General features: G+C 73.6%; 21 protein-coding genes. 15 read left to right on the forward strand and 6 right to left on the reverse strand.

All coding sequences use genetic code 11. The annotated features are described in order from the left end of the window. Positions 1 to 19: 19 nt before the first annotated feature. From ACQPZK_RS23110 to ACQPZK_RS23125, 4 genes are all read left to right on the forward strand, one after another. Positions 20 to 613, forward strand: coding sequence for a DUF3043 domain-containing protein (locus ACQPZK_RS23110; RefSeq protein ID WP_433534987.1), 594 nt, complete (start codon positions 20 to 22; stop codon positions 611 to 613). Positions 614 to 769: 156 nt separating this feature from the next. Then, on the forward strand, positions 770 to 1,321 hold the full coding sequence (locus ACQPZK_RS23115) for a helix-turn-helix domain-containing protein (protein ID WP_433534988.1): 552 nt from the start codon (positions 770 to 772) through the stop codon (positions 1,319 to 1,321). 388 nt (positions 1,322 to 1,709) lie between these two features. Further along, a complete protein-coding gene (locus ACQPZK_RS23120) occupies positions 1,710 to 6,563 on the forward strand; it encodes a WG repeat-containing protein (RefSeq protein WP_433534989.1) in 4,854 nt (1,617 codons plus the stop codon). A gap of 44 nt (positions 6,564 to 6,607) precedes the next feature. Beyond that, a complete protein-coding gene (locus ACQPZK_RS23125) occupies positions 6,608 to 7,606 on the forward strand; it encodes an aldo/keto reductase family protein (protein WP_433534990.1) in 999 nt (332 codons plus the stop codon). A gap of 49 nt (positions 7,607 to 7,655) precedes the next feature. Here ACQPZK_RS23125 and ACQPZK_RS23130 read toward each other — a convergent pair whose 3' ends face one another. Both ACQPZK_RS23130 and ACQPZK_RS23135 read right to left on the reverse strand, forming a co-directional pair. After that, positions 7,656 to 8,450: a site-2 protease family protein gene (locus ACQPZK_RS23130; RefSeq protein WP_433534991.1), complete on the reverse strand. Its 795-nt coding sequence runs from the start codon at positions 8,448 to 8,450 to the stop codon at positions 7,656 to 7,658. Next, complete coding sequence (locus ACQPZK_RS23135; RefSeq protein WP_030337978.1) at positions 8,450 to 8,650, reverse strand: hypothetical protein; 201 nt, start codon at positions 8,648 to 8,650, stop codon at positions 8,450 to 8,452. Before ACQPZK_RS23135 ends, ACQPZK_RS23130 begins: the two co-directional genes overlap by 1 nt. 142 nt (positions 8,651 to 8,792) lie before the next feature. Between ACQPZK_RS23135 and ACQPZK_RS23140 the strand changes: the two genes are divergently transcribed. The 3 genes from ACQPZK_RS23140 (at position 8,793) to ACQPZK_RS23150 (ending at position 12,847) form a co-directional block, all read left to right on the forward strand. Continuing rightward, entirely contained in the window at positions 8,793 to 10,727 is a 1,935-nt protein-coding gene (locus ACQPZK_RS23140; protein ID WP_433534992.1) for a bifunctional adenosylcobinamide kinase/adenosylcobinamide-phosphate guanylyltransferase, read from the forward strand. Next, entirely contained in the window at positions 10,717 to 11,490 is a 774-nt protein-coding gene (locus tag ACQPZK_RS23145) for an adenosylcobinamide-GDP ribazoletransferase (protein ID WP_433534993.1), read from the forward strand. Before ACQPZK_RS23140 ends, ACQPZK_RS23145 begins: the two co-directional genes overlap by 11 nt. Positions 11,491 to 11,557: 67 nt before the next feature. Beyond that, positions 11,558 to 12,847 (forward strand): DUF2314 domain-containing protein, encoded by a 1,290-nt coding sequence (locus tag ACQPZK_RS23150; protein ID WP_433534994.1) that lies wholly within the window; start codon positions 11,558 to 11,560, stop codon positions 12,845 to 12,847. A gap of 171 nt (positions 12,848 to 13,018) precedes the next feature. On the opposite strand, the gene gcvT is transcribed toward ACQPZK_RS23150, so the two are convergent. Beyond that, complete coding sequence (gcvT, locus tag ACQPZK_RS23155) at positions 13,019 to 14,149, reverse strand: glycine cleavage system aminomethyltransferase GcvT (RefSeq protein ID WP_433534995.1); 1,131 nt, start codon at positions 14,147 to 14,149, stop codon at positions 13,019 to 13,021. 162 nt (positions 14,150 to 14,311) lie between these two features. Here gcvT and ACQPZK_RS23160 point away from each other — a divergent pair, with 162 nt between their 5' ends. Next, positions 14,312 to 15,886, forward strand: coding sequence for a leucyl aminopeptidase (locus tag ACQPZK_RS23160; protein ID WP_433534996.1), 1,575 nt, complete (start codon positions 14,312 to 14,314; stop codon positions 15,884 to 15,886). A gap of 50 nt (positions 15,887 to 15,936) precedes the next feature. On the opposite strand, the gene ACQPZK_RS23165 is transcribed toward ACQPZK_RS23160, so the two are convergent. Further along, entirely contained in the window at positions 15,937 to 16,266 is a 330-nt protein-coding gene (locus ACQPZK_RS23165) for a hypothetical protein (RefSeq protein WP_433534997.1), read from the reverse strand. A gap of 179 nt (positions 16,267 to 16,445) precedes the next feature. Here ACQPZK_RS23165 and lpdA point away from each other — a divergent pair, with 179 nt between their 5' ends. Both lpdA and sucB read left to right on the forward strand, forming a co-directional pair. After that, positions 16,446 to 17,837, forward strand: a complete 1,392-nt coding sequence (gene lpdA / locus ACQPZK_RS23170; RefSeq protein ID WP_433534998.1) for a dihydrolipoyl dehydrogenase — start codon at positions 16,446 to 16,448, stop codon at positions 17,835 to 17,837. 66 nt (positions 17,838 to 17,903) lie between these two features. Next, complete coding sequence (gene sucB, locus ACQPZK_RS23175; RefSeq protein WP_433534999.1) at positions 17,904 to 19,751, forward strand: 2-oxoglutarate dehydrogenase, E2 component, dihydrolipoamide succinyltransferase; 1,848 nt, start codon at positions 17,904 to 17,906, stop codon at positions 19,749 to 19,751. Between the two features lie 113 nt (positions 19,752 to 19,864). On the opposite strand, the gene ACQPZK_RS23180 is transcribed toward sucB, so the two are convergent. Beyond that, positions 19,865 to 20,800, reverse strand: coding sequence for an SDR family NAD(P)-dependent oxidoreductase (locus ACQPZK_RS23180; protein WP_433535000.1), 936 nt, complete (start codon positions 20,798 to 20,800; stop codon positions 19,865 to 19,867). Positions 20,801 to 20,945: 145 nt separating this feature from the next. Between ACQPZK_RS23180 and ACQPZK_RS23185 the strand changes: the two genes are divergently transcribed. From ACQPZK_RS23185 to ACQPZK_RS23195, 3 genes are all read left to right on the forward strand, one after another. Further along, entirely contained in the window at positions 20,946 to 21,515 is a 570-nt protein-coding gene (locus tag ACQPZK_RS23185; RefSeq protein WP_433535001.1) for a TetR/AcrR family transcriptional regulator, read from the forward strand. 45 nt (positions 21,516 to 21,560) lie between these two features. Continuing rightward, on the forward strand, positions 21,561 to 22,898 hold the full coding sequence (locus ACQPZK_RS23190) for a low temperature requirement protein A (protein WP_433535002.1): 1,338 nt from the start codon (positions 21,561 to 21,563) through the stop codon (positions 22,896 to 22,898). A gap of 92 nt (positions 22,899 to 22,990) precedes the next feature. Further along, the gene (locus ACQPZK_RS23195; protein ID WP_433535003.1) at positions 22,991 to 23,467 is read left to right on the forward strand and encodes a hemerythrin domain-containing protein; all 477 of its coding nucleotides are present in this window, start codon (positions 22,991 to 22,993) and stop codon (positions 23,465 to 23,467) included. Positions 23,468 to 23,499: 32 nt separating this feature from the next. Here ACQPZK_RS23195 and ACQPZK_RS23200 read toward each other — a convergent pair whose 3' ends face one another. Continuing rightward, on the reverse strand, positions 23,500 to 23,886 hold the full coding sequence (locus tag ACQPZK_RS23200; protein ID WP_433535004.1) for a MerR family transcriptional regulator: 387 nt from the start codon (positions 23,884 to 23,886) through the stop codon (positions 23,500 to 23,502). 60 nt (positions 23,887 to 23,946) lie between these two features. On the opposite strand from ACQPZK_RS23200, the gene ACQPZK_RS23205 reads away from it, so the two are divergent. Both ACQPZK_RS23205 and ACQPZK_RS23210 read left to right on the forward strand, forming a co-directional pair. Next, positions 23,947 to 24,939 carry an aldo/keto reductase gene (locus ACQPZK_RS23205; protein ID WP_433535005.1) on the forward strand — a complete coding sequence of 331 codons (993 nt, stop codon included), beginning with the start codon at positions 23,947 to 23,949 and terminating at the stop codon, positions 24,937 to 24,939. Between the two features lie 132 nt (positions 24,940 to 25,071). After that, complete coding sequence (locus ACQPZK_RS23210; protein WP_433535006.1) at positions 25,072 to 25,971, forward strand: TIGR01777 family oxidoreductase; 900 nt, start codon at positions 25,072 to 25,074, stop codon at positions 25,969 to 25,971. The last annotated feature ends 3 nt before the right edge of the window (positions 25,972 to 25,974 follow it).

Below are 25,974 nucleotides of genomic sequence, written 5' to 3' on the forward strand. Positions count from 1 at the left end.
GGTTGGCTACCCTTGCCGCGTGCCGTCGCTCTTTCGCCGCAAGTCCACCGACCTCGTCGACGAGGCCGTCTCCTCGGTGAGCCCCGAGGAGACCTCCGAGCGTCCCCGGGGTTACACCCCGGCCAAGGGCCGGGAGACGCCGAAGCGGCCGACGGTCGGCCGGCGTCCGGCCGGCCCGAGCCGCCCCCTCACCAAGGAGGAGGAGCGGGAACGGCGTCGTCAACTGCGCGCCGAGGCCGCTGCCGACTTCCGCCGCGAGGGTGGTCCCCGCGACCGGGGTCCGGAGCGGCTGCTGGCGCGCAACGTGGTCGACTCCCGTCGTACCGTCGGCACCTGGTTCTTCGGCGGCGCGCTGATCGTGCTGATCGGCTCGAACGCAGCCATGCCGGCCCCGGTTCGGTTGATCTCCAACGTGCTCTGGGGCGCGCTGGCCCTCGGCGTGGTCGTCGATTCGGTGCTCATCTGCCGCAAGATCAGCAAGCTGGTCCGGGAGCGCTTCCCGAAGACCGACCAGCGGATGGGCTCGCTCTACCTCTACGCCGTGATGCGCTCGATCACCTTCCGGCGGATGCGCGCTCCGGCGCCTGCGGTGAAGCTCGGCGACAAGGTCTGATCCCGGCGACGCCTCGCCGGCACACCCGCTCCGGCCGCGTTGGTGGCAAAGGACGTCGGGCGGTTGCCGTTCGTTGTACCGTGCGCGTAGTCCAGCACGGTGAACAGGTCGCCCGTGTTCGCGACCGCGAACGATGATCCAGTGGAGCCCACACGCATGCCCGGAGAACCGTCGGCCAGCGTCGCCGCCGCCCTGCGCCGCGAACGCGAGCGGGCCGGCGTCTCGCTGACCGAGTTGGCCGCCCGGGCGGGGACGCCCGAGTCCACGCTCTCGGCTCTGGAGTCGGGGACGGGTGACCCGAGCGTGGAGACGCTGTGGGCGATCGGCGTGGCGCTGGGCGTACCGTTCAGCCGGCTCGTCGAGCCGGCGGCCGACGACCTGCGGGTGATTCGTGCCGGCGAGGGGCCCCGGGTCCGCTCCGAGCGGGCCGACTTCACCGGGACGCTGCTCAGCGCCGGAACGGCGCGGGTACGCCGGGACATCTACCTGATCGAGTTGGAGCCGGGCGCGGTCCGGGAGGCGGACGGACACACGCCGCACAGCGTGGAGCACGTGGTGGTGGCCGCCGGGCGGCTGCGGGTGGGGCCCGAGAGCGACGTGGTCGACCTCGGCCCGGGTGACTACGCGACGTTCCCCGGTGACCTGCCGCACCGGTACGAGGCGCTGGTCCCCGGCACGTTCGCCGTCCTCGTCATGGAGCATCCCTGACCGAGCATCCCTGAGCCGGCGCTCCGGTCCGTGCGGGCGGCGGGTGGGGTATCGTCGAAGGTCAGATTCGGTTATCGACCTAAATGTCCGGAACCATCGGATAACGTTTGCGCTCGTGGGCGGCGCCACAGTGGCGGTGAACGAGCCCGCGCCGTTACCCTCCATCCGCAGCCACGCCCTGCCGGAACGGGCGACCCGACCGGCACGCGCGGCCCCAGCGCGACAATGTGCAACGAGGTGACAACGCCGTGAGCGAGCGGACGCGAGCCGGCCACCGGAGCGTGGCAGGCGGCGACCGGACGCCCAACGGCCAGCGGGACAGGAGCGCGGTCACCGCACCGTCGACGGGGAGCGGCCGAGCGGTCGGGTGTGGCGACGGGCTCGACGGATGAACGGCCGCTACACCGACCGGTGGCGGGATCCGAACGAACCGTCCTGGGTGGCCGAACCCACCACCGAATGGCACCCCCAGTTCCCCGGCCAGCGCTACCCCGGTGACATCGGCGCCACCCACCAGTCCCCACCGCCCCGTGGACGGGCGAGCGCGGTGGGTCGTGCCGAGGTACCACCGCTCGCGCCCACCCGCCCGGACGGCACCTACCTCGGCCGCTCCTGGGCCGACGAACCCCCGGCCGAGCCCGACGGCCGGTGGCGGGCGGACGACGGACCGGGCCAGCCCTACGGCTGGTCGCGCGGCGACGAGCGCACACCCGACGGGTCACGTCACGGCCGATCCGAGACCGCGTACTACGACCATGAGCCGTACCGCCGGCCGCTTCCCGAGCCGCCCCGGCGCGAGGAGCGCCGCCCCTCCGAGTCGGACCGACGTACCGCCTGGTCCGACCGGCGCGCCAGCGACGAGCGGGCGCCCGACCGTGAGGCCGCGTGGCACCGCGAGCAGCCCGCTTCAGAGGGGTACGACAGCCGCCGTCGCCGACCCGAGCCGACCGATCGGGACCGGGCGTACCCGACGTCCCCGCCGGTCTCCCCCGGGCCCTACTCCCCGGCGCCCCGTGGTGACTCCGGCTGGGTGCCCGAGCCCGACGAGCCACCGCGTCGACGCGGCACATCGGAACGACCGGCCGCGGCCCACGACCGGCAACCCGACAACGGGTACGGCGGCCGCCCGGCCCGGAGCCCCGAGAGCCGCCCGACCGAGGGCTGGGCCGCCGAGGGCCCCGGCCAGTGGGCGCCCATCGACAGCCGCTCCCGCTACCGCGCCGACGGTCAGCCCGACCGCCGGCCGGACGAAACTCGCCGCTCGGAACGCTGGCCGGACGACGACGCCCGCCGTGCGGAGCGCGGCGTTGCCGACGACGCCCGCCGGTCGGAACGCTGGCCCGACGACGCCCGCCGGCCGGAGCGCGGCGTTGCCGACGAAACCCGCCGGTCGGAACGCTGGCCCGACGACGCCCGCCGGCCGGAGCGCGGCGGTGCCGACGAGCGGTCCCGGGTGGAGGCTGGCCCCGGTGTGTCCGCCGACCGGCAGCGCCGGCCGGACGAGATGTACGGCCCACCGCCGACGTCCGACGGCGGACGGCGACGCCGCCCCGAACCGGATGCGCCGGAGCAGCCCCACCGCGCCGACGACCGCCGCCGTCCCGACGTCGAGCCGCACCGCCAGCAACCCCGCGAGGCGGCTGTGCGCGCCGAGGCGTACCCGGACCGTCGCCCGCGCGAGACGGCCCGACCGGAGCCGTACCGGGAAGAGATCCGCCGCGACGAGGCCTACCGCGAGCCCCGCTCGGGTGGCGGCCTGCCCTGGCCGGCGCCCGGGCCGGTGCATCCGGACCGCACCCGGGAGCCGGGCTACCGGCCCGAGCCGCACCGCGACACCGAGCCGCGCGTGGGGTCGCGGCCGCCGACCACTCCCGCACGGCCACCGGCGGAGCCGGTCCGGTACGACGAGCGGCAGGCCCGCCCCGCCGCGAGCGCGTCGCCGACCTACAGCCGGCCCACCCCGGTTCCGCCCACCCCCGTCTCCCCGGCCGCGCCGGGCACCGACCGGGTGACGCCGGACCGGCCCGTGTCGCCCGCCGCTCCCGGACGGGACCGGCCCGTGTCGCCCGCACCCGGCTGGGAGGGGCCGCTGTCGGCGACGCCCGTCTCCCCCGCGCCCGCCGAGCACGAGCGGCGACCGTCCACCTCGTCCGGTCGACCGGAGTACGACCGGCCGGTGTCGGGCCTGCCGGTCTCGCCCGCGGGAGACGCTCCCGTCTCCGGTCCGCCGGCCGCGCGGCTCCGGGTGGAGTTCCTGCCCGCCCCGGTGGACCCCCCGTCGTCGGACGAACAGTCGGCGTCGCCAGCCCGGCCCGAGCACCGCCGGCCAACCGAGGCCATGCCGACGGCGGACGCCCGGCCGACCACTCCACCGCGATACCCCGGCCCCGACACCCGCCCGCCGGTCGCGCCGCCGCCGACCTGGCAGCGACCGGAACCGCCCGCGACGCCGACGTCCCCCGCGCCCGACGCCGGGCCGTCGCTTCCGGTCGCGCCGGGGGTGCCACGTCGCTACGTGCCTCCGGCACCCACCGAGGCGTCCGTGCCACCCGTGCCGGAGCCAGCGGCGGTACCGACGAAGGGGCCCGACGCCTGGTTCAGCTCCGCCGCCGAGCCGGTCGGGTCTGATCAGGAGGTTTCGCCGGCAACCGACACACCGCCGACCGTCGACGTCACGACTGCCGGAACGAGCGAGGACCGGGCTCCCGTCGACGTACCGGCCGGGCGGCCGCCGGGGACCGGCGACGGGGGCGACACGACCGCGTCGACCGGACCGCCGGCCGACGAGCTGGTCGACGACGCCGCGCCCGCCGCCGAGCAGACCCCGGCCGGAATGGACCCCGTGTCCGGCCCACCGGCGGAATCCACCACGGTCTCCCCGCACGCCTGGTCGGACGAGCGCGGCGATACCGCAGACCGCGAGCCGGTGACGGCCGACGGGACATCCGCCAGGGATCACCGTCCGGTCTCCGGCGAGACGCCGGAGCGGCAGAGCGGGCCCACCGCGGACGACCTCGACGAGCTGGCCGCCCCGACACGCACGCCGTCCGTCGACGGAACCGTCGGCCCGGCGTCGCCGGACCGACCGGCGTCGCCGGACCGACCGACGTCATTGGCTGGGCCGAACCCCGCGGACCTCTCATTCGCTGCCGCGGGTACCGACGCGGAGCCCGCGTCGCTGACCGAGGCGGAGCCCACGACACCCGGGCCCACGACGGAGTGGTCCGTCGGCGCGGACTCCGTCGCGGCACCCGCACCGGTCACGCCCGTGTCCGCACCGCCGGCCACGCCCGTCTCGGCACCGCCGGCCACGCCCGTGTCCGCACCGCCGACCACGCCCGTCTCGGCACCGCCGTTCGCGCCCGCGGCCGCGTTCGCCCCGCCCACCTCCGGACCACCCGCCGCCGCATCCGAACCCGTTCCCACGCTGGACGCCGCAGCGGAGAGCGCCACCAGGGCACCCGTCACACCCGATGCCGGGCCAACCGCCTCGGAAGCCACCTCCGCGCCGACCGTGCCCGAACCAGCCTCCGCACCGCCCGCCGCCGTCCAGCCCGTCTCCGGACCACCCGCCGCCCCCGAACCCACCACACCACCGGCCGCGTCCGAACCCACTCCCCTGCCACGGGCCGAGACGGAACCCGTCCCCGCGCCACCCACCGCCACCGAGCCCGTTCCCGCGCCACCCACCGCCGCCGAGCCGGTCTCGGCGCCACCCGCCGCCACCGCGCCCGTGTCCGGGCCACCCGCGGCCACCGCGCCCGTCTCCGGGCCGCCAGCGGCGTCCCCGCCCGCTTCTACGACCCCCGTCCCCGCGGAGACCGTCCCGGCAGAGACCGACTCCGCCGTACCGGCCGCCGTCATTCCCGGGCCACGTGACCCCTCGTCCGAGGCGGACGCGCCCGTGTCGGCGCCGCCGGAGACGGCGACAGGGTCGACGGGTCCCTCACTGTCCGACGAGGGCGACCCCGAGCAGATCCTGGCCGCGTACCGCTGGCGGCTGGACCCGGTGACCCTGCGCGAGGAGCTGACCGAGCCGGACGGCATGCGGGCCATCCGGCGGCGGCTGACCGAGAAGCTGGGTACGGCCGTCGACAACCGGGCCCGCGCGCGGCTGCTCAGCCTCCGGGCGGTGGCCTCGCGGATCCTCGGTGACCTCGACGACGCGTTGGCCGACGGGCGTCTCGCCCTCACGTACGCGGAGGCCACCGGTGAGCTGCGCCGGACCGCGCTCGCGCAGGCACGGCTGGCGCACGTCCTGCGGTGGCGGGGTGACTTCGCCGAGGCCGACCAGCTCTTCGCCGAGGCCAACTCGGTCGAGCTGCCCGACCGGTTGCGCGCCGCCCTGCACGAGCACGCCGGACGCTGTTGTTACGACCAGGGCCGGCTGATGGAGGCCTGCCACCACTTCGAGCGGGCGCTCGACCTGCGCGGCGCGGCCGACGCCGAGCTGCTGGACCGGGTACGGGTGGCCCTCGACGCGGTCACCGTGCGAGCGGCGGACGGGTTCGGGCCGTACCCCCGGGGTCGGGACGAGGTGCTCGACCGCGACCGGCCCCCGCAGCCGGAGCGCGACGGATCACTGTGGGGTTACACCGACCAGGCCGGGGACGTGGCGGTTCCGGCCCGGTACGCGGAGGCGCAGCCGTTCCACGACGGGCTGGCCTGGGTCCGGCGGCCGGACACCGACCGGTGGTCGCTGATCAACATGTTGGGTACGACGGTGATCCCACCGTCGTTCCGGGCGGTGCGCCCGTTCAGTGACGGCCTGGCCTGGGTGGTCACCGACGGCGGGTGGACGGCGATCGACCCGACGGGCGCGGTGCAGGTCCCGCCGAACTTCGCCGACGTACGACCGTTCCGCCGAGGGCTGGCGCCGGTGAAGCGCGAGGGCTGGGGGGCGGTCGACCGGACCGGACGGATCGTGGTGCCGACCCGCTACCACGCCTTCGTCACCGAGTTGACCGACGCGGGCCCGGTCGACGGCTTCACCGACGAGGGTCTCGTGGTCGTCGACGTGGCCGGCCGACGCGGGGTGGTGGATCGCACGGGCACGGTGCTGGTGCCGCCGTCGTATCCCGTGGTGGTCATCCACCCGGTGGCGTTCCTCGTCAGTGGCGGCGGTCGGTGGGGCGCGCTGGACCGTCGTGGCGCGTCACTGATCGACGTGGTGCATCCCGATCGCGAGGCGGTGCTGGAGGAGATCGACCGGCTGTTGACCGACGCCAGTCCCGTGCTCTGAGTCGCCGCTCGGCGATCGTGATCGGCCGGCGTTAGGGTCGGGACATGGAATTCCGACACCTGGGCCGTTCCGGCCTGATGGTCAGCGAGATCTCGTACGGCAACTGGATCACCCACGGTTCTCAGGTCGAGGAGGACGCGGCGTTCGCGTGTGTGCGGGCCGCCCTCGACGCGGGGATCACCACCTTCGACACCGCCGACGTGTACGCCGGCACCCGGGCCGAGGACGTGCTCGGCCGGGCGCTGGAGAGCGAGCGTCGCGAGGGCCTGGAGATCTTCACCAAGGTCTACTGGCCGACCGGGCCGGGTCGCAACGACCGTGGCCTGTCCCGCAAGCACATCATGGAGTCGATCAACGGCTCGCTGCGCCGGCTGCGTACCGACTACGTGGACCTCTACCAGGCCCACCGGTACGACTACAGCACGCCGCTGGAGGAGACAATGGAGGCGTTCGCCGACGTCGTGCACTCCGGCAAGGCGCACTATATCGGCGTCTCCGAGTGGACCGCCGAGCAGCTGCGCGCCGCGCACCCGCTGGCCCGGGAGCTGCACGTCCCGCTGGTCTCCAACCAGCCGCAGTACTCGATGCTGTGGCGGGTCATCGAGGCCGAGGTCGTACCCGCCAGCGAGGAGCTGGGCATCGGTCAGATCGTCTGGTCGCCGATGGCGCAGGGTGTGCTCTCCGGCAAGTACCTGCCGGGGCAGCCGCCGCCCGCCGGCTCCCGCGCCACGGACGAGAAGTCCGGCGCGAACTTCATCGCCCGGTTCATGAACGACGACGTGCTCACCCGGGTGCAGCAGCTCAAGCCGCTCGCCGAGCAGGCCGGCCTGAGCATGGCCCAGCTCGCCGTGGCGTGGGTGCTGCAGAACCCGAACGTCTCGTCGGCGATCATCGGGGCGTCGCGTCCCGAGCAGGTGCACGACAACGTGAAGGCGGCCGGCGTGAAGCTCGACGCCGAGCTGCTCAAGGCCATCGACGACATCGTCGATCCGGTCGTGGAGCGGGACGCGGCGAAGACCGAGTCCCCCGCGCAGCGGCCCTGACGTGGTCCGGCCCGGTCGGCGGTTCGCGCGCCGACCGGGCCCGGTCAGCTCAGTTCTGCCAGAAGCGGATCAGGTCGAGGCCGGCGGCGTACAGCCAGGACGGCAGACCGAGCAGGTCGCCGACCGCGAAGACCCCGTCGAAGAACCAACCCCCGAGGCGTGGGTTCCACAGCAGAGCGAAGAGCAGGATGAAGCCGTACGGGGCGAACAGGTCGTACATCCTGCGCCACTGTGGATTGAGCCACGGCTGGATCATGTTGCCGCCGTCCAGGCCCGGCACCGGCAGCAGGTTGAGCACACTCGCGGTGAGTTGCAGGAACGCCAGCAGCGCCACCCCGGCCCAGAACTCGACCGGGCCGCCCGAGGTGGCGCCGAGTCGTACCGCGAGCACCAGCAGCAACGTGAACAGCACGTTGGTCGCCGGGCCGGCGAGGCTCACCAGGGTGTGCCGCAGCCGCCCGGGGATGGCGTGCCGGTCCACCCAGACCGCGCCGCCGGGCAGGCCGATGCCGCCGAGCAGCACCACCACCACCGGCAGCACGATCGACAGCAGCGGGTGGGTGTACTTGAACGGGTTGAGCGTGAGGTAGCCACGGTGCGCGATGTCCCGGTCACCGGCCCGGTAGGCGACGACCGCGTGGGCGTACTCGTGCAGGCAGAGCGACACCAGCCAGCCGGAGACCACGAACAGGAACACGTCGAAGCGGACGCTGCCGTAGCCGTTCCAGGCCAGCACCCCGCTGACCGCGAACAGCGCGACCAGGCCGAGGAAGACCGGGCTGGGCCGGAACGCCGCGCTGGGCACGCCGAGCACCAGCTTGTCGCCCGGCCGGTCGTACGCCATCACTCGGCCGTGGGCAGCAGGCTCATCCGGTACTCCACCCGGTCGTCCTCCACGAGCGCGACCGAGGTGACGCCGGACGCCGCGAGTTCACGCCAGGTCTGACCGATCCAGGATTCGGCGTCGGCCTGGCTGCCGAACGACTCCGCCGGTCCCTCGACCGTCTGGCCGTCCGTGCCCTCGTACCGCCAGCTCCACGCCATGCCGCGTCTCCCCTCGCCGCTGAAGTCCCGGTGGGACGAACCCCCGCCAGCGTAGTCGGCCCGGAGCGCGACGGCCCCGCACCCGTCGCGTGAGCGCCGGGCCGGCAGGCAGAGCGACCCCGGGCGGCCTTAAGGTACGGGCATGTCCGTTGACGGGTGGAACACGGTCCTGGTGCTCGGCGGTATCCGGTCCGGCAAGTCCGAGTTCGCCGAGTCCCTGGTCGCCGACGCGCCGGTGGTCCGCTACGTCGCCACCGCGCCGGAGGGCGACCCGGAGGACACCGAGTGGGCGACCCGACTGGCGACCCACCGTGCCCGGCGCCCGGGTAGCTGGACCACCGAGGAGACCGCCGGGGAGCCGCGCCGGTTGGCGGACGTGCTCGCGTCCGCCGAGCCGAACGAGACGCTGCTCGTGGACGACCTGGGCGGCTGGGTGACCGTGCTGCTCGACCCGGAGCACCAGCCCGCCGACGACGTGGCCACGATCGCCGAGCTGGCCGAGGCGATCCGGGCCTGCGCGGCACGGGTGGTGCTGGTCAGCCCCGAGGTGGGGCTTTCGCTGGTGCCGACGACCCCGCTCGGGCGGGCGTTCACCGACGCGCTCGGCGCGGCCAACCGCGCGGTCGCGGACGCCTGCGACGCCGTGGCGCTGGTGGTCGCCGGTCAGCCCGCCTGGTTGAAGCCGGCAGCGGTCGCCGCCTCGGCCCCGTCCGCGCCGGCGAGCGCGACCGGACGACACGCCGTCACTGCCGACCAGGTCCGGAGCGCCGCCCCGACTCTGGACGACACCGCTCCCACGCCCGAGGTGCAGCTCCCCGAGGTCCTGACCCACACCCCGCCGGTCGCGCCGAGCCAGGAGCCCCGCAACCCGTGGGCCGCGCCGACCATGGCGCTGCCGATGGTGGCCACCGGGCTGGTCATCCAGCCGGGCATGGAGCTGCCGATGCCCGACGAGTACGCGGGCCCGCAGGCGGTGGACCGGCTGGCCTCCCTGGACGTGCCGGGCGCCGGGCTGGGAGTCCTGGACCGGGTGGTCGGCTTCGCCGCCGCCACGCAGGGCACGTCGACCCCGTCCGCCTGGGGTTCGGTACGGGTGCTGCTGGTCAACGGCGACCACGCGGGCGGCGCGTCCGCCGGCACCGTCGCCGGCGAGTCGGCACGCCGCGCCGCGCAGGCCCGCGCCGGCCGGGGCGCGCTGGCCCGACTGGCCGCCGAGGCCGGCGCGAGCCTCCAGGTGGTGGACACTCCGGCCGCCGCCCCGATGGAGACCCAGCCGGCGCTGACCGGCGAGCAGGTCGAGTCGGCCCTGCGCTACGGCTGGCGGCTGGCCGAGCAGGCGGCCGACGCGGGCGTACAGCTGCTGGTCCTGGGGGCGTGCGGCGCCGGCACCGAAGCGGCGGCGGCGGCCGTGCTGGCGGCCACCGCAGGCGCGGAACCGCCGTCGGTGCTGGGTCGGGTGATCACCGACTCCGGTGAGATCGACGACGCGGCCTGGATGGTCCGCTGCGCGGCCGTACGGGACGCCCTGCACCGCACCCGCCGCTCACCGCGCTCCGCGAAGGACGTGCTGGCCGAGTTGGGTGGCGGCGACGTGGCGGTGGCCACCGGCGTGCTGCTGGGCGCGACCGCCCGCCGGGTGCCGGTGCTGCTGGACGGGCCGGTCGGTTTGGCGGCCGGGATGATCAGCCGCGACCTGGCCGGGCAGGCCCGGCACTGGTGCCTGCTGGCCGACCACGGCCAGCACCCCGCGGTGCGGCTGGCCGCCGACGTGCTCGGCCTCGAGCCCCTGCTCGACCTCCGCCTGGACCTCGGCGAGGGCGCGAACGCCCTGGTCGCGCTGCCGATGCTGCGTTCGGTGCTGGCACTGGCCGCCGCCCTGCCGGTCCACCCGTCGCTCGGCGGCGACGCCGACCCGGACGGCACCGACGAGCCGGAGCCCGACTACGCCGACGACGAGCCGGCGTACACCGGGCCCGACTACACCGACCCCGAGTTCGTCGAGCCGGAGCCGGCCGGGCCGGGTCCCACCCGCACCGGGGCGGACGAGCAGCCGGCGTCGGGCTGGCGTGCCGGCTGAGTCGCGGTTCGTCGCGGGCGCCCGGCTCGCCGTCACCACCTTCAGCACGCTGCCGGCACGCGCCGGACGGATCGACCGCCCGGTGGCGGGTACGGCGATGGCGCTCGCCCCGGCCGTCGGCGCGCTGCTCGGCGTACTCCTGGGTGGTGTCCTGCTCCTGGCCGGGCTGCTCGCTCCCCCGCTGGTGGCCGCCGGCGTGACGGTGGCCGCCGCCGCCCTGCTGACCCGGGGACTGCACTTGGACGGGCTGGCCGACACAGTTGACGCGCTCGGTTCGTACCGGCGGGGCGAGGCCGCACTGGCGATCATGAAGAAGCCGGACGTCGGACCGTTCGGTGTCGTGGCGCTGGTGGTCGTACTCCTGGTGCAGGCCGCCGCCCTCGCCGACCTGGCCGGGCGGTCGTGGCCGGCGTGTCTCGCGGCGGTGGTCGCGGCGACCGCCGCCGGCCGCCTGGGCGTCACGGTGGCGTGCCGGCGGGGCGTGCCCGCCGCCCGACCGGACGGCCTCGGCGCGCTGGTGGCCGGCACGGTCGGCCCGGTCGCCCTGACCGTGGGCGCGGTGGCCGTCGTGCTGCTGGCGGTGCCCGCGGTGCCGGGCCGCCCGTGGCAGGGGCCGCTGGCCGTCGTCGCCGCGCTGGCCGTCGCGGCGGCGCTGCTGACCCACGTGGTACGACGGCTCGGCGGCGTCACCGGCGACGTGCTCGGGGCGACCGTCGAGGTGGTCACCACGCTGGTCTACCTGGGTGTGGTGCTGTCCGGCTGAAGCCGGCACGGGCGGCCGGGTAGCGTTCGGCTCGACAACACCGGCGCGGCCACCGGGGGAACGAAAAATGCTCATCACGGACGACTTCCTGCCCGTACCGGTCCCGGAGTCGCTCAGCGCGACCTACCTGGTGCCGATGGCAGGGCTGCCCAAGGTCAGCGCGAAGACGGCGGTGGCGGCACTGGCCGGGCGACTGGCCGACCCGGTGCACGGGCTCGCCACCCAGATGCTGGACAGCCCGCTGATGAGCGTGGACACCCGGCCGATCACCGAGTTCCCCGCGCTGCCGCCGGATCTGCTCACCGCGTTCGGCGCGACCGAGGAGCAGTTGGCCCGGCTGGCGGCGGCGACGCACCTGGTGGTGGTGCAGGCCGAGTACCGGCCCGGTTGGCCCCCGGCGCACGAGTGGGCGGCACGGGCGGTGGCGGCGGCGGTCGCCGAGTCCGTCGACAGTGACGTGGTCGACGTCTTCGGTCTCCAGTTCCTCGACCCGGCGACCGCGCTGCGCTCGCTCCCCGACGAGCAGGGCCGGATCCGGCTGGTCGACTGGGTGCTGGTGCCGTACTCGTCGGACGCCGAGGGACTGTGGTTCACCACGAAGGGCCTGCGGCGCTTCGGGCTGCTGGAGTTGCAGACCCAGGGGGTGCCCGACCATCTCACCCGCGCCTGGGGCGCGGTGATGACCGGCGCGGCCCGCCGACTGCTGCGGGACTGGACCGACGGCCTCAACGGCGAGGAGGTGCCGGCGTTCGTGCAGCTACCGGTGCTCGCCACGGTCACCGGGCACGACATCGCCGTGGCGTACGGCAACCCGGAGCAGCACGGCGCGACCGCCCCGGTGCTGCTGCGCCTGGAGCTGGACCCGGCCACCGATCCGGAGGCCGACTCGTTCCTGAGCCTGCGCCCACCGGCCGGGCACCCCGGCCCGGACGGGCGCTACTACGCCGCCGCCTGCGCGACCCTGTTCTCCGGCATCCAGCCGGACGTGCGCTACGCCCGCTCCGGTGACGCGATGAGCCGGGCGGTGGCCACCGCCCGCGCCGCGCTGGGCGACGCGCGGGCCCGCTTCGTCGCCGGCCGGCTACCGGCCGAGTCGCAGCTGGTCGTCAAGTACGGCCTGCCGGGCGACGACGGCCCGGAGTACGTCTGGGCGGGCGTCACCTCGTGGGAGACGCCGGAGCGGATCGTCGGCGTCAGCGCCAGCGACGCGGCGACCGACGAGAGCGTCCGGATCGGCGCCCCGGTGGTGGTGGAGTCCACCGACGTCGTCGACTGGGCGGTCCTGGACGCGACAGGAGTCATCGAAGGCGGCTGGACCCAGGCCGTCCTGGACTCCGGCGAACCCCCCACCCCCTGACCCACCCCCGCGCCCCCACCGTCCCCCGGTCCCGGGTCCCCGGGTCCCCAGGTCCCACCCCGCTCCGCCCCGGTGATCAAGAGGTTCGCGTCAGTTTCCGGCGGAATTTTGACGCGAACCTCTTGATCAACGAGGACGGGCGGGGTTCGCCGGGGACGGGCGGGGGTGGGGTTAGTGGGTTGAGGGGGTTACGAAGGGGGGTTTGGTCACGGTCAGGGGGGCGCGGCGGCCGCGGATGTCGATCTCGACCTCGGCGCCTTCGGGGAGGTTGGCGTCCGTGTCGACCAGGGCCAGGGCGATGCCCTGCTTCCTCGTGGGGCTGAACGTGCCGCTCGTCACCACACCCACCTGCCGGTCGCCCACGTGCAGGGTCATGCCGGGGCGCGGAATGGCGCGGTCGACGGCCACCAGGCCACGCAGCGTACGGCGGGGGCCGGCGGCCTTCTCGGCGCGCAGGGCGTCACGGCCCCAGAACGCCGGCTTGTCCCAGCCGACCGCCCAACCGGAGCGGGCCTGCACCGGGGTGATGTCCAGCGAGAGGTCCTGCCCGTGCAGCGGGTACCCCATCTCGGTGCGCAGCGTGTCCCGGGCGGCGAGGCCGCAGGCGCGCAGCTCGAACGCCTCGCCGGCGGCGAACAGCGCGTCCCACACGGTCACCGCGTGCTCCGCCGGCACCACCAGCTCGTAGCCCAGCTCGCCCGTGTAGCCGGTACGGCAGACGCTCAGCTCCACGGCGGCGAGGCTGGCGGCGTCGAAGCTCATGTAGCCGTGCTCGGTGGGCAGGTCGAGGACGGCGAGCAGCTCGGCCGAGCGAGGGCCCTGCACGGCCAGCACCGCGTACGCCTCGTGCTCGTCGGTGACGGTGATCCGTTCCGGCGCGGCGGCGCGCAACCGGCGTACGACCTCGGCGGTGTTCGCGGCGTTCGGGATGAGGAAGACGTGGTCGTCGGCGTACAGGTAGGCGATGATGTCGTCGACCACGCCGCCGGTGGCGTCGTCGCAGCACAGCGTGTACTGGGCGCGGCCGGGCCCGATGCGGCCCAGGTCGTTGCTGAGGCACGAGTTGACGAATTCGGCCGCCCCGGGACCGGTCACCCGGACCTTGCCCAGGTGCGACACGTCGAAGACCCCCACCGCCGTACGCACCGCGGTGTGCTCCTTGAGCACTCCGCCGCCGGCGTACTCCAGCGGCATCTCCCAGCCCCCGAAGGGGGCGAACTTGGCGCCGGCGGCGGTGTGCCGCTCGTGCAGCGGGGAACGTCGCAGCCGGGTCTCGGCGGCGGCGGAGGTCACGTCGGTCATGGGTGGCAACTTACCGGGGGTTACACCGCTGGTTAGCATCGGCGGGACCCCGTTGGTGTGATCGACGGGACAGCCCTGACGTCCGGCGGGTAGGTTCCGCCGGAGACCTCCACCGCTGGTACGCGACGACGCGACCGGCCCGGCCCGCCCGGAGTAGCTTCAGTGACAGCCCCCCGCACGACCACCCTGAGCCTGGTCGACACCGACCCGGCGGAGCTCGCCGTCGACGCGATCGTGATCGGCCTGCACAACCAGACCGGAGAGCAGGACGCCACCAGCGGCCTCGCCGGCACCCTGCTGCTCGGCAGCGGCGCGGAGAGCATCGCCGCCGCGTTCGACGGCAAGCTGACCGAGACGCTGGCGCTGCTCGGCGCGACCGGTGGCCCGGGCGAGGTGATCAAGCTGGCCACGCTGGGCACCGTCACGGCTCCGCTGGTCGTCGCGGTCGGGCTCGGCCCGGAGCCGACGGGCGCCGCCCCCGCGCCGGAGACGCTGCGCCGCGCGGCCGGCGCGGCGGTGCGGGCCCTGGCGGGCGCGCCGAAGGTGGCGCTCAGCCTGCCGTTGCCCGACGACGCGGACGCGTTGGCGGCGCTGCGTGCGGTCGCCGAGGGCGCGCTGCTCGGCGGCTACCGGTTCGCCGGCTACAAGACCCGGCCGCAGCCGGCCCGACGGGAGCCGGTGGCCGAGGTGCTCGTCGCCGTTCCGGACGCCGCCGACACGGGCGCCCAGGCGGAGATCACCCGCGCACAGGCGGTCGCCGGTGCGGTCCGGACCAGCCGGGACTGGGTGAACACCGCCCCGAACGAGCTGCGTCCCCCGTCGTTCGCCGACGCCGTGGCCACCGCCGCACGGGACGCCGGCCTCGGCGTCGAGGTGCTGGACGAGGCGGCGCTGGCCGCCGGCGGGTACGGCGGCATCATCGCGGTCGGGCAGGGTTCGGAGGCCCCGCCGCGGCTGGTGAAGCTCACCTACACGCCGCAGGACGCCGGTAACGGCAAGCGGGTCGCGCTGGTCGGCAAGGGCATCACCTTCGACACCGGCGGCATCTCGATCAAGCCGGCGCAGGGCATGTGGGAGATGAAGTCCGACATGGCGGGCGCCGCCGCGGTGGGTGCGGCGATGCTGGCGATCGCCGCGCTGAAGCCGTCCGTGGCGGTCAGCGCGTACCTGCCGATGGCCGAGAACATGCCGTCCGGCACCAGCTACCGGCCCGGCGACGTGATCAGCATGTTCAGCGGCAAGAAGGTGGAGGTGCTCAACACCGACGCCGAGGGCCGGATGGTGCTGGCCGACGCCATCGCGCGCGCCTGCGCCGACGGCACGGACTACCTGTTCGAGACCTCCACGCTGACCGGCGGTCAGGTGATCGCGCTGGGCAAGCGGGTCGCCGGCGTCATGGGTACGCCCGAGCTGTGCGAGCGGGTCCGCACGGTCGGCGACTCGGTCGGCGAGCCGGCCTGGCCGATGCCGCTGCCGGACGACGTGCGCAAGGGCATGGACTCCGACGTGGCGGACATCTCGCAGGTCAACGCCGGGATGGACCGGGCCGGGCACATGCTGCAGGGCGGCGTGTTCCTGCGGGAGTTCGTGACCGACGACGTGGCGTGGGCGCACATCGACATCGCCGGTCCCGGCTACCACTCGGGCGAGCCGACCGGCTACTGGACCAAGGGCGGCACCGGCGTGCCGGTCCGCACCCTGGTGCAGCTCGTCGAGGACGTCGCCGCCAACGGCTGAGACACACCCGGACGGCGGGAGCCCTCGGTCGACACCGGGGGCTCCCGCCGTCAGTAGAGCTCGGGGCGGCGCTTGCGGCGCTCGTTGAAGTCGCGCATCCGCTGCGGGTAGCCCATCAGCCGGACGTCGTACACCGGGATGCCCATCCGGTACGCGAAGCGGCGCGCGCCGTCCGGTCCGTCGATGCGGCGGCGGGTCCACTCCCCGTCGTCGGCGATGAGGATGACGGTGGTCTCGGTGACCGTCGTCCGGGGTTCGATGAACGCCTCGACACCTCGCCGGCTCTGGATGAAGCTCTCCAGATGGGCCAGATCGCCACGATCGGCCGCACGATCGTGGCTCGCCACACGCGCCTGTTTGCGACGCCGGAACAACCCCACCGGACCTCTCCCCCAACGACACGTCATCGACAACGGTGCCAAGGGTACGTGTCGATGACGTGTCGTTGGGCACCTCACTACGCACCCTGTGCCCGGTGGTGACAAGATGACCGAGGTGGGGTGTGTCCGTGTTACACCTCCGTGACCCCCGATGCAGTGACGCGACCTGGGAGTTGGACGTGAGCGAGCCGAACGAAGCGACCTTCGACATCGTCATCCTCGGAGGTGGCAGCGGCGGCTACGCGGCGGCGCTGCGCGCCGCCCAGCTGGACCTGAAGGTCGCGCTGGTCGAGAAGGGCAAGCTCGGGGGCACCTGCCTGCACAACGGCTGCATCCCGACGAAGGCGCTGCTGCACGCCGCCGAGATCGCCGACCAGACCCGCGAGTCGGAGCAGTTCGGTGTGAAGGCCGAGCTGGTCGGCGTCGACATGGCGGGGGTCAACTCGTACAAGGACGGGGTGATCTCCCGCCTGTACAAGGGCCTGCAGGGCCTCATCGGCGGTTCGAAGAACATCACCGTCGTGCAGGGCGCCGGCAAGCTGGTCGGCCCGAACACCGTCGAGGTCGACGGCAAGCGTTACACCGGGCGCAACATCGTGCTGGCCTCCGGCTCGTACGCGAAGAGCCTGCCCGGCCTGGAGGTCGACGGCGAGCGGATCATCACGAGCGACCACGCCCTCACCCTGGACCGGATCCCCTCGTCGGCGATCGTGCTCGGCGGTGGCGTGATCGGCGTCGAGTTCGCCAGCGTGTGGAAGTCCTTCGGCGTGGACGTGACGATCGTCGAGGCGCTGCCCCGGCTGGTCGCCGCCGAGGACGAGGAGTCGTCGAAGGCGTTGGAGCGGGCGTTCCGCAAGCGCAAGATCAACTTCAAGGTCGGCAAGCCGTTCGAGAAGGTCGAGAAGACCGACAACGGCGTCAAGCTGACCATCTCCGGCGGCGAGACCGTCGAGGCCGAGCTGCTGCTGGTCGCCGTTGGTCGCGGTCCGAGCACCGCCAACCTCGGGTACGAGGAGCAGGGCGTCAAGATGGACCGCGGCTACGTGCTGACCGACGAGCGGCTGCGCACGAGCGTGCCGAACGTCTACGCCGTCGGCGACATCGTTCCCGGCCTCCAGCTCGCGCACCGGGGCTTCCAGCAGGGCATCTTCGTCGCCGAGGAGATCGCCGGCCAGACCCCGGCCGTCATCGACGAGGTGGGCATCCCGCGCGTCACCTACTGCGACCCGGAGCTGGCGTCGGTGGGCCTGACCGAGGCGAAGGCCAAGGAGCAGTACGGCGCCGACAAGGTCAAGACCTACAACTACAACCTGGGTGGCAACGGCAAGAGCCAGATCCTCAAGACGACCGGCTTCGTGAAGCTGGTCCGCGTCGAGGACGGGCCGGTGGTCGGCGTCCACATGGTCGGCGCCCGGGTGGGTGAGCTGATCGGTGAGGCGCAGCTCATCTACAACTGGGAGGCCTACCCGGCGGAGGTCGCCCAGCTCGTGCACGCCCACCCGACCCAGAACGAGGCCCTGGGCGAGGCGCACCTGGCCCTCGCCGGCAAGCCGCTGCACGCGCACGCCTGATCACCCAAACCGCGGCGTCCGGCGACGGGCGAAGATCCCCTAGGGGAATGAAGGAGTCTGGAGAACATGCCGGTATCGGTCACCATGCCCCGGCTCGGCGAAAGCGTCACCGAGGGCACCGTCACGCGCTGGCTCAAGCAGGAGGGCGACACGGTCGAGGTCGACGAGCCCCTGCTCGAGGTCTCGACCGACAAGGTCGACACCGAGATCCCGTCGCCCGCGGCGGGTGTGCTGAGCCGCATCGTGGTCGGCGAGGACGAGACCGCCGAGGTCGGCAGCGAGCTGGCCGTCATCGCCGGTGAGGGCGAGTCGACCGGCGGCGGCGAGGCCGCGCCGCAGGAGCAGCAGCAGGCGCCGGCCGAGTCGGTCGAGGCCGCCGCCGAGCCCACCGCCGCCGCCGAGGGCACCGCCGACCAGGTGGCGCAGGACGAGGCCCCGGCCGAGGCGCCGGCTCCGGCCGCCGCATCGTCGGGCGAGGGCACCGCGGTCAAGATGCCGGCACTGGGCGAGAGCGTCACCGAGGGTACGGTCACCCGCTGGCTCAAGCAGGTCGGCGACACCGTCGAGGTGGACGAGGCGCTGCTGGAGGTGTCCACCGACAAGGTGGACACGGAGATCCCGTCCCCGGTCGCCGGCACCGTGCTGGAGATCAAGGTCGCCGAGGACGAGACCGCCGCGGTCGGCGCCGACCTCGTGGTCATCGGCGTCGCCGGTGGGGCCCCGGCCCAGGCGGAGACCGAGTCGAAGCCCGAGCCGAAGGCGGAGGCCGCGCCGGCCCCCAAGGCCGAGCCGAAGCCGGAGCCCAAGGTCGAGGAGCCGACCCCGGGCATGTCGTACAACGAGCCGTCCGCCGAGGCGGAGACGTCGGCGCAGCCGGCGAAGACCGAGCAGGCGGCCCAGCCGTCCGCGCCGACCGCCGCGCCGCAGCGTCCGTCCGCGCCGGCTCAGGGTGGCGAGGAGGCGGCCGGGTACGTCACGCCGCTGGTCCGCAAGCTGGCCAACGAGCACGGTGTGGACCTGGCCGCGCTCAACGGCACCGGTGTGGGTGGCCGGATCCGCAAGCAGGACGTCCTCGACGCGGCCGAGAAGGCCAAGGCCGCTGCCGCCGCGCCGGCTCCGGCGGCACAGCCGGCCGCCGCGCCGTCGGCTGCCGCGCCGAAGCCGGCCGCCAAGCCGCAGCCCAGCGCGAAGCGGGGCACCACGGAGAAGCTGCCGCGGATCCGGGCGACCATCGCCAAGCGGATGCAGCAGTCGCTGCACGAGACGGCACAGCTGACCACGGTCGTCGAGGTCGACGTCACCAAGGTCGCCAAGCTGCGGGCCCAGGCCAAGGACTCGTTCCTGGCCAAGCACGGCGTGAAGCTGTCCTTCCTGCCGTTCTTCGCCCTCGCCGCCATCGAGGCACTCCAGACCCACCCGATCATCCAGGCCAGCATGGACCTGGACGGCGGCACGATCACGTACCCGGCCGCCGAGCACCTCGGCATCGCCGTGGACACCGAGCGCGGGCTGCTCGTGCCGGTCATCCACAACGCCGGTGACCTCAACATGGGTGGCATCGCCAAGCGGATCGCCGACCTCGCCGAGCGCACCCGGAACAACAAGATCACCCCAGACGAGATGGCCGGGGCGACGTTCACGCTGACCAACACGGGCAGCCGGGGCGCGCTCTTCGACACGCCGATCGTCCCGTCGCCGCAGTCGGCGATGCTCGGCACGGGCGCCGTGGTGAAGCGTCCGGTCGTGGTCAACGACCCGGACCTGGGCGAGGTCATCGCGGTCCGGTCGATGGTCTACCTGGCCATGTCGTACGACCACCGCCTGATCGACGGCGCCGACGCGGCCCGCTTCCTGACCTCGGTCAAGGAGCGCCTGGAGGGCGGCAACTTCGAGTCGGAGCTGGGCCTGGCCTGATCCGCCGCAACACCGAAAGGGGTGCCCCGGTCGTCGACCGGGGCGCCCCTTCGTCTGGGCCTGTTTCACAAGGGCGGTCGAGCCGGGTCTTGGGAAACAGGCCCGGTGGCCGCTCAGCCCTTGAGCAGGTCGGTCGAGACCTTCCAGAGTCGCTCGGCCGCCTCCGGGTCCAGCGCGTAGTCCGCGACGCCCGTCCGCGTGTCGGGTCGGGCCGGGGCAGCCTGCTGGCAGTCCTCGAAGTAGCGTCCGCCGACCTCGTCGAGCAACGGGGACGCGGCCACCAGCACCGACGTGGCGGCGCCCTGCTCGACGGTCTTCCACGCCGCCGCGTTGCCGGCGCGCAGGCGGTTCAGCTCCTCCTCGCTGACGTAGCGCTGGAGGTTGGTGCGGATCGCGCCGGGCATCAGCGAGTTGGCGTAGATGCCGTCGTCGGCCCAGCGGCGGGTCGCCTCCACGGCGAAGAGCACGTTTGCCGTCTTCGACTGCCCGTACGCCTGCCAGGGCTCGTACTCGCGGCGGTCGTACTGGATGTCCTCGAAGACCACCGGTGAGCGCAGGTGGGCGGCGGAGCTGACCGAGACGATGCGGGCCCCGTCGGCGGCGGCGAGCGCCGGGCGCAGCCCGGTGGCGAGCGCGAAGTGCCCGAGGTGGTTGGTGGCGAACTGCATCTCCCAGCCCTGCGGGGTGCGGCTCAGGGGCGCGGCCATGATGCCGGCGTTGTTGACCAGGATGTGCAGGGGGCCGTCCCAGTTGGCGACGAAGTCGGCGACCGAACCCTGGTCGGCGAGGTCGAGCGGGGCGACCAGGACGCGGTCGTTGCCGGTGGTGCCGGTGATGTCGTCGGCGGCCTTCTGGCCGGCGTCGGGGTTGCGGACGGCCAGGGTGACCTCCGCGCCGGCGCTGGCCAGGGCACGGGCGGTCTCCACGCCGATGCCGGACGACCCGCCGGTGACGATCGCCCGTCGGCCGACCAGGTCCACGCCCCGGATCACGTCCATGGCGGTGGAGTCGTGAGCGAACGACGTGGTGATCGGGTTGCTCGTCGTCATGATCCATCCTTGTCCAGGCTGGGGCGGGCCGGTCGGCCCGCCGGTACGATGGAAGCGGAGGATCCTCCGCTGCGGTCGAGACTAACCGGAGTTCCCTCCGCTTGCCATGTCCTGTGCGTTACACCCGCCCAGCGAGGAGGAGACGGTGCCGGAGTCCAGCCCCCGCCCACTGCGGGCGGACGCGCTGCGCAACCGCGAACGCCTGCTTCGGGTCGCGGTCCAGGCTTTTTCCCGCCCCGGGCCGGAGGTAACGCTCGACGCCATCGCCCGCGAGGCAGGGGTGGGCATCGGCACCCTGTACCGCCACTTCCCCACCCGGGAGGCGCTGGTCGAGGCGGCGTACCGCAACGAGCTGGCCCGGCTCTGCGACGCCGCGCCGCAGCTCCTCGACCGGTTGTCGCCCGAACGGGCGCTGCGGGAGTGGATGTCCCTCTTCATCGACTACCTCGCCACCAAGCGGGGCATGGCCGACGCGCTGCGCCTCGTCATCGCGTCCGGCGCGAACCCCTACGCGCAGAGCCGGGACCTGCTGCTCGCAGCGCTCGGCCAGTTGCTGGCCGCGGGCGTCGCGGCGGGCGCCGTCCGGGCCGACGTCGCCGCCGGCGACGTACTGGCCGGCCTCAGTGGCATCTCGCTGGCCGCCGGCGAGCCCGCCCAGGCCGACCGGCTGCTCGACCTGCTGATGGACGGGCTGCGCTCGCGCGCCGCGGGCTGACCCGTTCCGTCCTCCCACCAGGCCGGACGCTGCCAGAGTGGGACCGTGGGCGGTAACCGGCGGCGTGGACAACTGGGACCGGCCGTCCCCATCGCTCCCGGCGCCCGGGTGGACAAGTTCGAGGTCTTCTTCGACCTGGTCTTCGTGTTCTCGTTCTTCATCATCACCCGCGCGACGGCCGCGAACATCTCCGGTCGCCAACTGCTGCACGCCGCCCTGGTGCTCGCCGTGCTCTGGTGGATCTGGGTGGTGCACAGCCTGGTCGCCACCCGGGTCCGGCTCGGCGAGGGCTACGTACCGGCGCTCATGGTGGTCTCCATGGTCGCGCTGTTCGCGTTCGCGCTGGGGCTGCCGCAGGCGTTCAGCGACCCGAAGGGCAGCGCCGCCGGCCCGATGCTGGTGGCCATCAGCTACGTCGTGGTGCGCGCCGTGCACATGGTCCTGTACCAGCACGTGGTGCGGGACAGCCCGCAGGAGCGACGCCAACTCCGACGGTTCGCCCCGGAGCTGGCGGTGAGCATCCTCCTGCTGCTCGCCGCCGCGCTGATCCCGCCGCAGATCACCGACCCCGACCGGGCCGCCCTGGTCCGCGACTGTCTGTGGATCGCCGTGGTGGTGGTGCAGTACGCCACCGGCTTCATCGTCGGCACCTGGGGCTGGGGGGTGACCAGCGCGGAGCACTGGACCGAGCGCTACGACCTCATCCTGATCATCGCGCTCGGCGAGTCGATCATCTCCACCGGAGTGGGCGGCAACCTGCTCGGCAAACCCGTGACCTGGCCGGCGGTGGCCGCCGCTGCCCTCGGCATCGTGATCACCGCCGCGCTCTGGTGGGCGCACTTCGACTTCGTCGGCCCTGCCGCCCGGATCGCCCTGCACGCGGCGGAGGGCGCTCCCCGGGTGGCCATGGCCCGCGACGCGTACGCGTACCTCTACCTGCCGATGATCGCCGGGGTGATCCTCTTCTCGATCGGCAACGAGGAGATCCTGCACAAGATCACCGATCCGGCCGGCGGCATCGCGGAGCGGATCGAGGGGCCGGCGGTGCCGATGCTGTTCGGCGGGTTGATCACCTACTTCGCCGTCAACATGCTGTTCCAACTACGCACCCTGCACACCGCCACCTGGGCCCGGGTGGGCGTCATCGTGGCGCTCACGGTGGCCCTGCCCATCGGCCTGTACCTGCCGGTGCTGGGCGCGCTCACCCTGGCGACCGTGATCTGCGTCGGGCTGGTGGCCGTCGAGGTGCTGGTGATGGCGGACTCCCGGCACGCGCTGCGGGCCGCCGTGTTCCAGGAACGCACGACGCACGAGGCCCACGAGGCGGCGTGGCGTGCCCGCTGGCACGACCTCCGGGAGCCCGACGAGCCGACCACCCCGTAACGACGCCCGTCTAGACTGCGGACAGCGTCGCGGTGTACCCGGCACGATGGCCGCCGAGGGCATGGAGGCGCGGGGACAGCATGAGGACAGACGTGCACCCAACCGCTTCACCGGCCGATCGGCTCGCCGCCGTCGGCAACCAGATGATCGAGATCCACCTCTGGCTCCGCGCGGAACTGACCCGCCTCCGGGCCGACCTCGACACCCCCTCGCGGGACCTGCGGGCCCACTGCCTGAGCTTCTGTGCCGCGCTCGGCCGCCACCACACCGGTGAGGACGCGGGCGCGTTCCAGGTCCTGGCCGACGAGGTGCCCGAGCTACGCCCGGTCCTGGCCAACCTGATCGTCGACCACGAGGTGGTGGCGGGGATTCTCACCCGGGTCGAGGAACTGCTCGGCGACGACCGGCCGCTGCCGACCGCTCAGGTACGCGCCGAGCTGGACGGGTTGGCCGCCCTGCTGGAGACACACTTCCGCTACGAGGAGAAGCGGCTGGTCAGCGCGTTGAACGCGCTCGCCGGCCGACCAGGGACAGCCGAGCAGCTGCTCGGCCTGACCGCGCCGAGCTGAGCCACGCGTCGCCGGTGCTCGCTCCCCCGCGATCACCGGCCTTCGTCGGCAGCGGGAGGGCCCGGCAGCCGCTCGTAGAAGCGGATCTTCTCCCGCAGATGGTCGTACTGGCGCTGGAGCAGGCGCATCTGCTCCTCGACCTGCGCGGCGTGCCGTTGCAGCAGCTCACGCCGTTCGTCGACGGTGTGCTCACCCGCGCGGGCCAGCGACGCGTACCGGCACATCTGGGCGATCGGCATCCCGGTGTCCCGCAGGCAGCGGAACAGCAGCAGCCAGCTCAGGTCGTCGTCGGTGAAGACGCGCCGACCGCCCGACGTACGACCCACGTCGGCCAGCAGGCCGATCTTCTCGTAGTACCGCAGCGTGTCCAGGCTGAAGCCGCTGCGCCGGGCGGCCTCGGCGGGGGCGTAACCGGTCATGCCCCCGGATGCTAGCCACCCCTTGACCTGGAGCGCACTCCAGGTTGGAGGCTGGTCCGCATGACGACGACACGCACGCTGGGACGCAGCGGCATCGAGGTGAGCGCGATCGGGATGGGCTGCTGGGCGATCGGCGGTCCGCTCTGGGGTGACGGCGGGCAGCCGTTCGGTTGGGGCGAGGTCGACGACGACGAGTCGATCCGTACGATCCACCGGGCTCTCGACCTCGGCGTGACCCTCTTCGACACGGCCAGCAACTACGGCGCGGGGCACAGCGAGCGCATCCTCGGCCGGGCCCTCGCCGGGCGCCGGTCCGAGGCGGTGATCGCCACCAAGTTCGGCAACGTCAGCGACGAGGACACCCGACGGTGGCTCGGCACCGACGCCAGCGGAACGTTCGCCGTGCGCAGCCTGGAGGACTCGCTGCGCCGCCTCGGCACCGACCACGTCGACCTCTACCAACTGCACATCAACGAACTGCCGGTGTCCGCCGCGCTCGACCTGGTCGACACCCTCGAGGGTCTCGTCGACCAGGGCAAGATCCGGGCGTACGGCTGGAGCACCGACAACGCGGCCTCGGCGGAGGCGTTCGCGGCCGCCGGAGCGCACTGCGCCGCCATCCAGCACGACGAGTCGGTGCTGAGCGACAACGCGGCGGTCCTCGCCGTCTGCGACCGTCACGACCTGGCGAGCCTCAACCGGGGCCCACTGGCGATGGGGCTTCTCACCGGCTCGACCCGGGCGGTCGGCGCGGACGACGTACGCGGCCGCGCGCCCGAGTGGTTGCGGTGGTACACCGACGGTCGTCCGACGCCGGAGTGGGCGGCACGGGTCGAGCAGGTCCGCGCGGCGCTCACCGCCGACGGACGGACCCTCGCCCAGGGCGCGCTCGGCTGGCTGCTGGCCCGCAGCCCACGTACGGTGCCGATCCCCGGCCTGCGCACAGTGGCCCAAGCCAACGAGAACCTAGCAACCCTGAACCTAAGCCCCCTCCCCCCAGACGCGTACCAGAAGGTGGAGAAATTCCTAGCGGACCTACGCGCCACCCCCTGACCTCGTCGATCTTGCAGTTTCGGTGGCGACGAAACGGGTCTGGCCCGACATAACGACGACAGAATGTGCAAGATCGACGAGGAGTGGAGGCGGGGCGCGTCCGGGGAAGGGGTTTTCGACGAAGATAACGGCATGCGGATCCTCATGGCCGGCGCGTCCGGCTTCCTCGGCACCCGACTGGGCGACCGGCTCGTCGCCGACGGGCACCAGGTCACCCGACTCGTGCGACGCGCGCCGCGCGACCCCCACGAGCGGCAGTGGGACCCGGCGGCCAGTCAGCTCGACCCGGCCGTGGTCGCCGAGTCGGACGCGGTCATCAACCTGGCCGGCACGGGCGTCGGCGACAAGCGCTGGGACGACGACTACCGGCGGTTGATCCGCACCAGCCGGGTGGACAGCACCACCACGCTCGCGACGACGATCGCCGGCCTCCCCGACAGCGATCGACCCCGGGCGCTGCTCAACTCGTCCGCCGTCGGTTGGTACGGCAACACGGGCGACCGGGTGGTCGAGGAGGACGCGCCTGCCGGCGAGGGTTTCCTGGCCGACGTCTGCCGGGTGTGGGAGGCCGCGACCCGGCCGGCCGAGGACGCCGGGGTACGCGTGGTCCGGCTCCGCACCGGCCTGCCGCTGCACCGCGACGGGGGTCTGCTGAAGCCGCAGTTGCTGCCGTTCAAGTTGGGCATCGCCGGGCGGCTGGGCAGTGGCCGGCAGTGGCTGCCGTGGATCTCCATGCGGGACTGGCTGGACTCGACGCTCTTCCTGCTGACGCACGACGAGATCGCCGGCCCGGTCAACGTGGTGGGCCCGAACCCGGTGACGAACGCCGAGTTCACCCGCGAGCTGGCCCGGCAACTACACCGCCCGGCGATCATCCCGATCCCCGCCCTGGCGCTCAAGGTGGCCCTGGGCGGCTTCGCCCACGAAGCCCTGACCAGCACGAGAGTCCACCCCAGAGTGCTGACCGAGGCCGCCTACCCCTACGTCCACCCCACCCTCCCCGAAGCCCTGATGGCAGCCCTGCAGGACTGACCC

This window comes from Micromonospora sp. CA-249363, assembly GCF_050950185.1.
GTDB lineage: Bacteria > Actinomycetota > Actinomycetes > Mycobacteriales > Micromonosporaceae > Micromonospora.

Bases quoted from the DNA above. Each gene is read 5' to 3' on its own strand.
- ACQPZK_RS23115 (WP_433534988.1), top strand. From the start codon at position 770: ATGCCCGGAGAACCGTCGGCCAGCGTCGCCGCCGCCCTGCGCCGCGAA.
- ACQPZK_RS23120 (WP_433534989.1), top strand. From the start codon at position 1,710: ATGAACGGCCGCTACACCGACCGGTGGCGGGATCCGAACGAACCGTCC.
- ACQPZK_RS23125 (WP_433534990.1), top strand. From the start codon at position 6,608: ATGGAATTCCGACACCTGGGCCGTTCCGGCCTGATGGTCAGCGAGATC.
- ACQPZK_RS23130 (WP_433534991.1), bottom strand. From the start codon at position 8,450: ATGGCGTACGACCGGCCGGGCGACAAGCTGGTGCTCGGCGTGCCCAGC.
- ACQPZK_RS23135 (WP_030337978.1), bottom strand. From the start codon at position 8,650: ATGGCGTGGAGCTGGCGGTACGAGGGCACGGACGGCCAGACGGTCGAG.
- ACQPZK_RS23140 (WP_433534992.1), top strand. From the start codon at position 8,793: ATGTCCGTTGACGGGTGGAACACGGTCCTGGTGCTCGGCGGTATCCGG.
- ACQPZK_RS23150 (WP_433534994.1), top strand. From the start codon at position 11,558: ATGCTCATCACGGACGACTTCCTGCCCGTACCGGTCCCGGAGTCGCTC.
- gcvT (WP_433534995.1), bottom strand. From the start codon at position 14,149: ATGACCGACGTGACCTCCGCCGCCGCCGAGACCCGGCTGCGACGTTCC.
- sucB (WP_433534999.1), top strand. From the start codon at position 17,904: ATGCCGGTATCGGTCACCATGCCCCGGCTCGGCGAAAGCGTCACCGAG.
- ACQPZK_RS23180 (WP_433535000.1), bottom strand. From the start codon at position 20,800: ATGACGACGAGCAACCCGATCACCACGTCGTTCGCTCACGACTCCACC.
- ACQPZK_RS23200 (WP_433535004.1), bottom strand. From the start codon at position 23,886: ATGACCGGTTACGCCCCCGCCGAGGCCGCCCGGCGCAGCGGCTTCAGC.
- ACQPZK_RS23205 (WP_433535005.1), top strand. From the start codon at position 23,947: ATGACGACGACACGCACGCTGGGACGCAGCGGCATCGAGGTGAGCGCG.
- ACQPZK_RS23210 (WP_433535006.1), top strand. From the start codon at position 25,072: ATGCGGATCCTCATGGCCGGCGCGTCCGGCTTCCTCGGCACCCGACTG.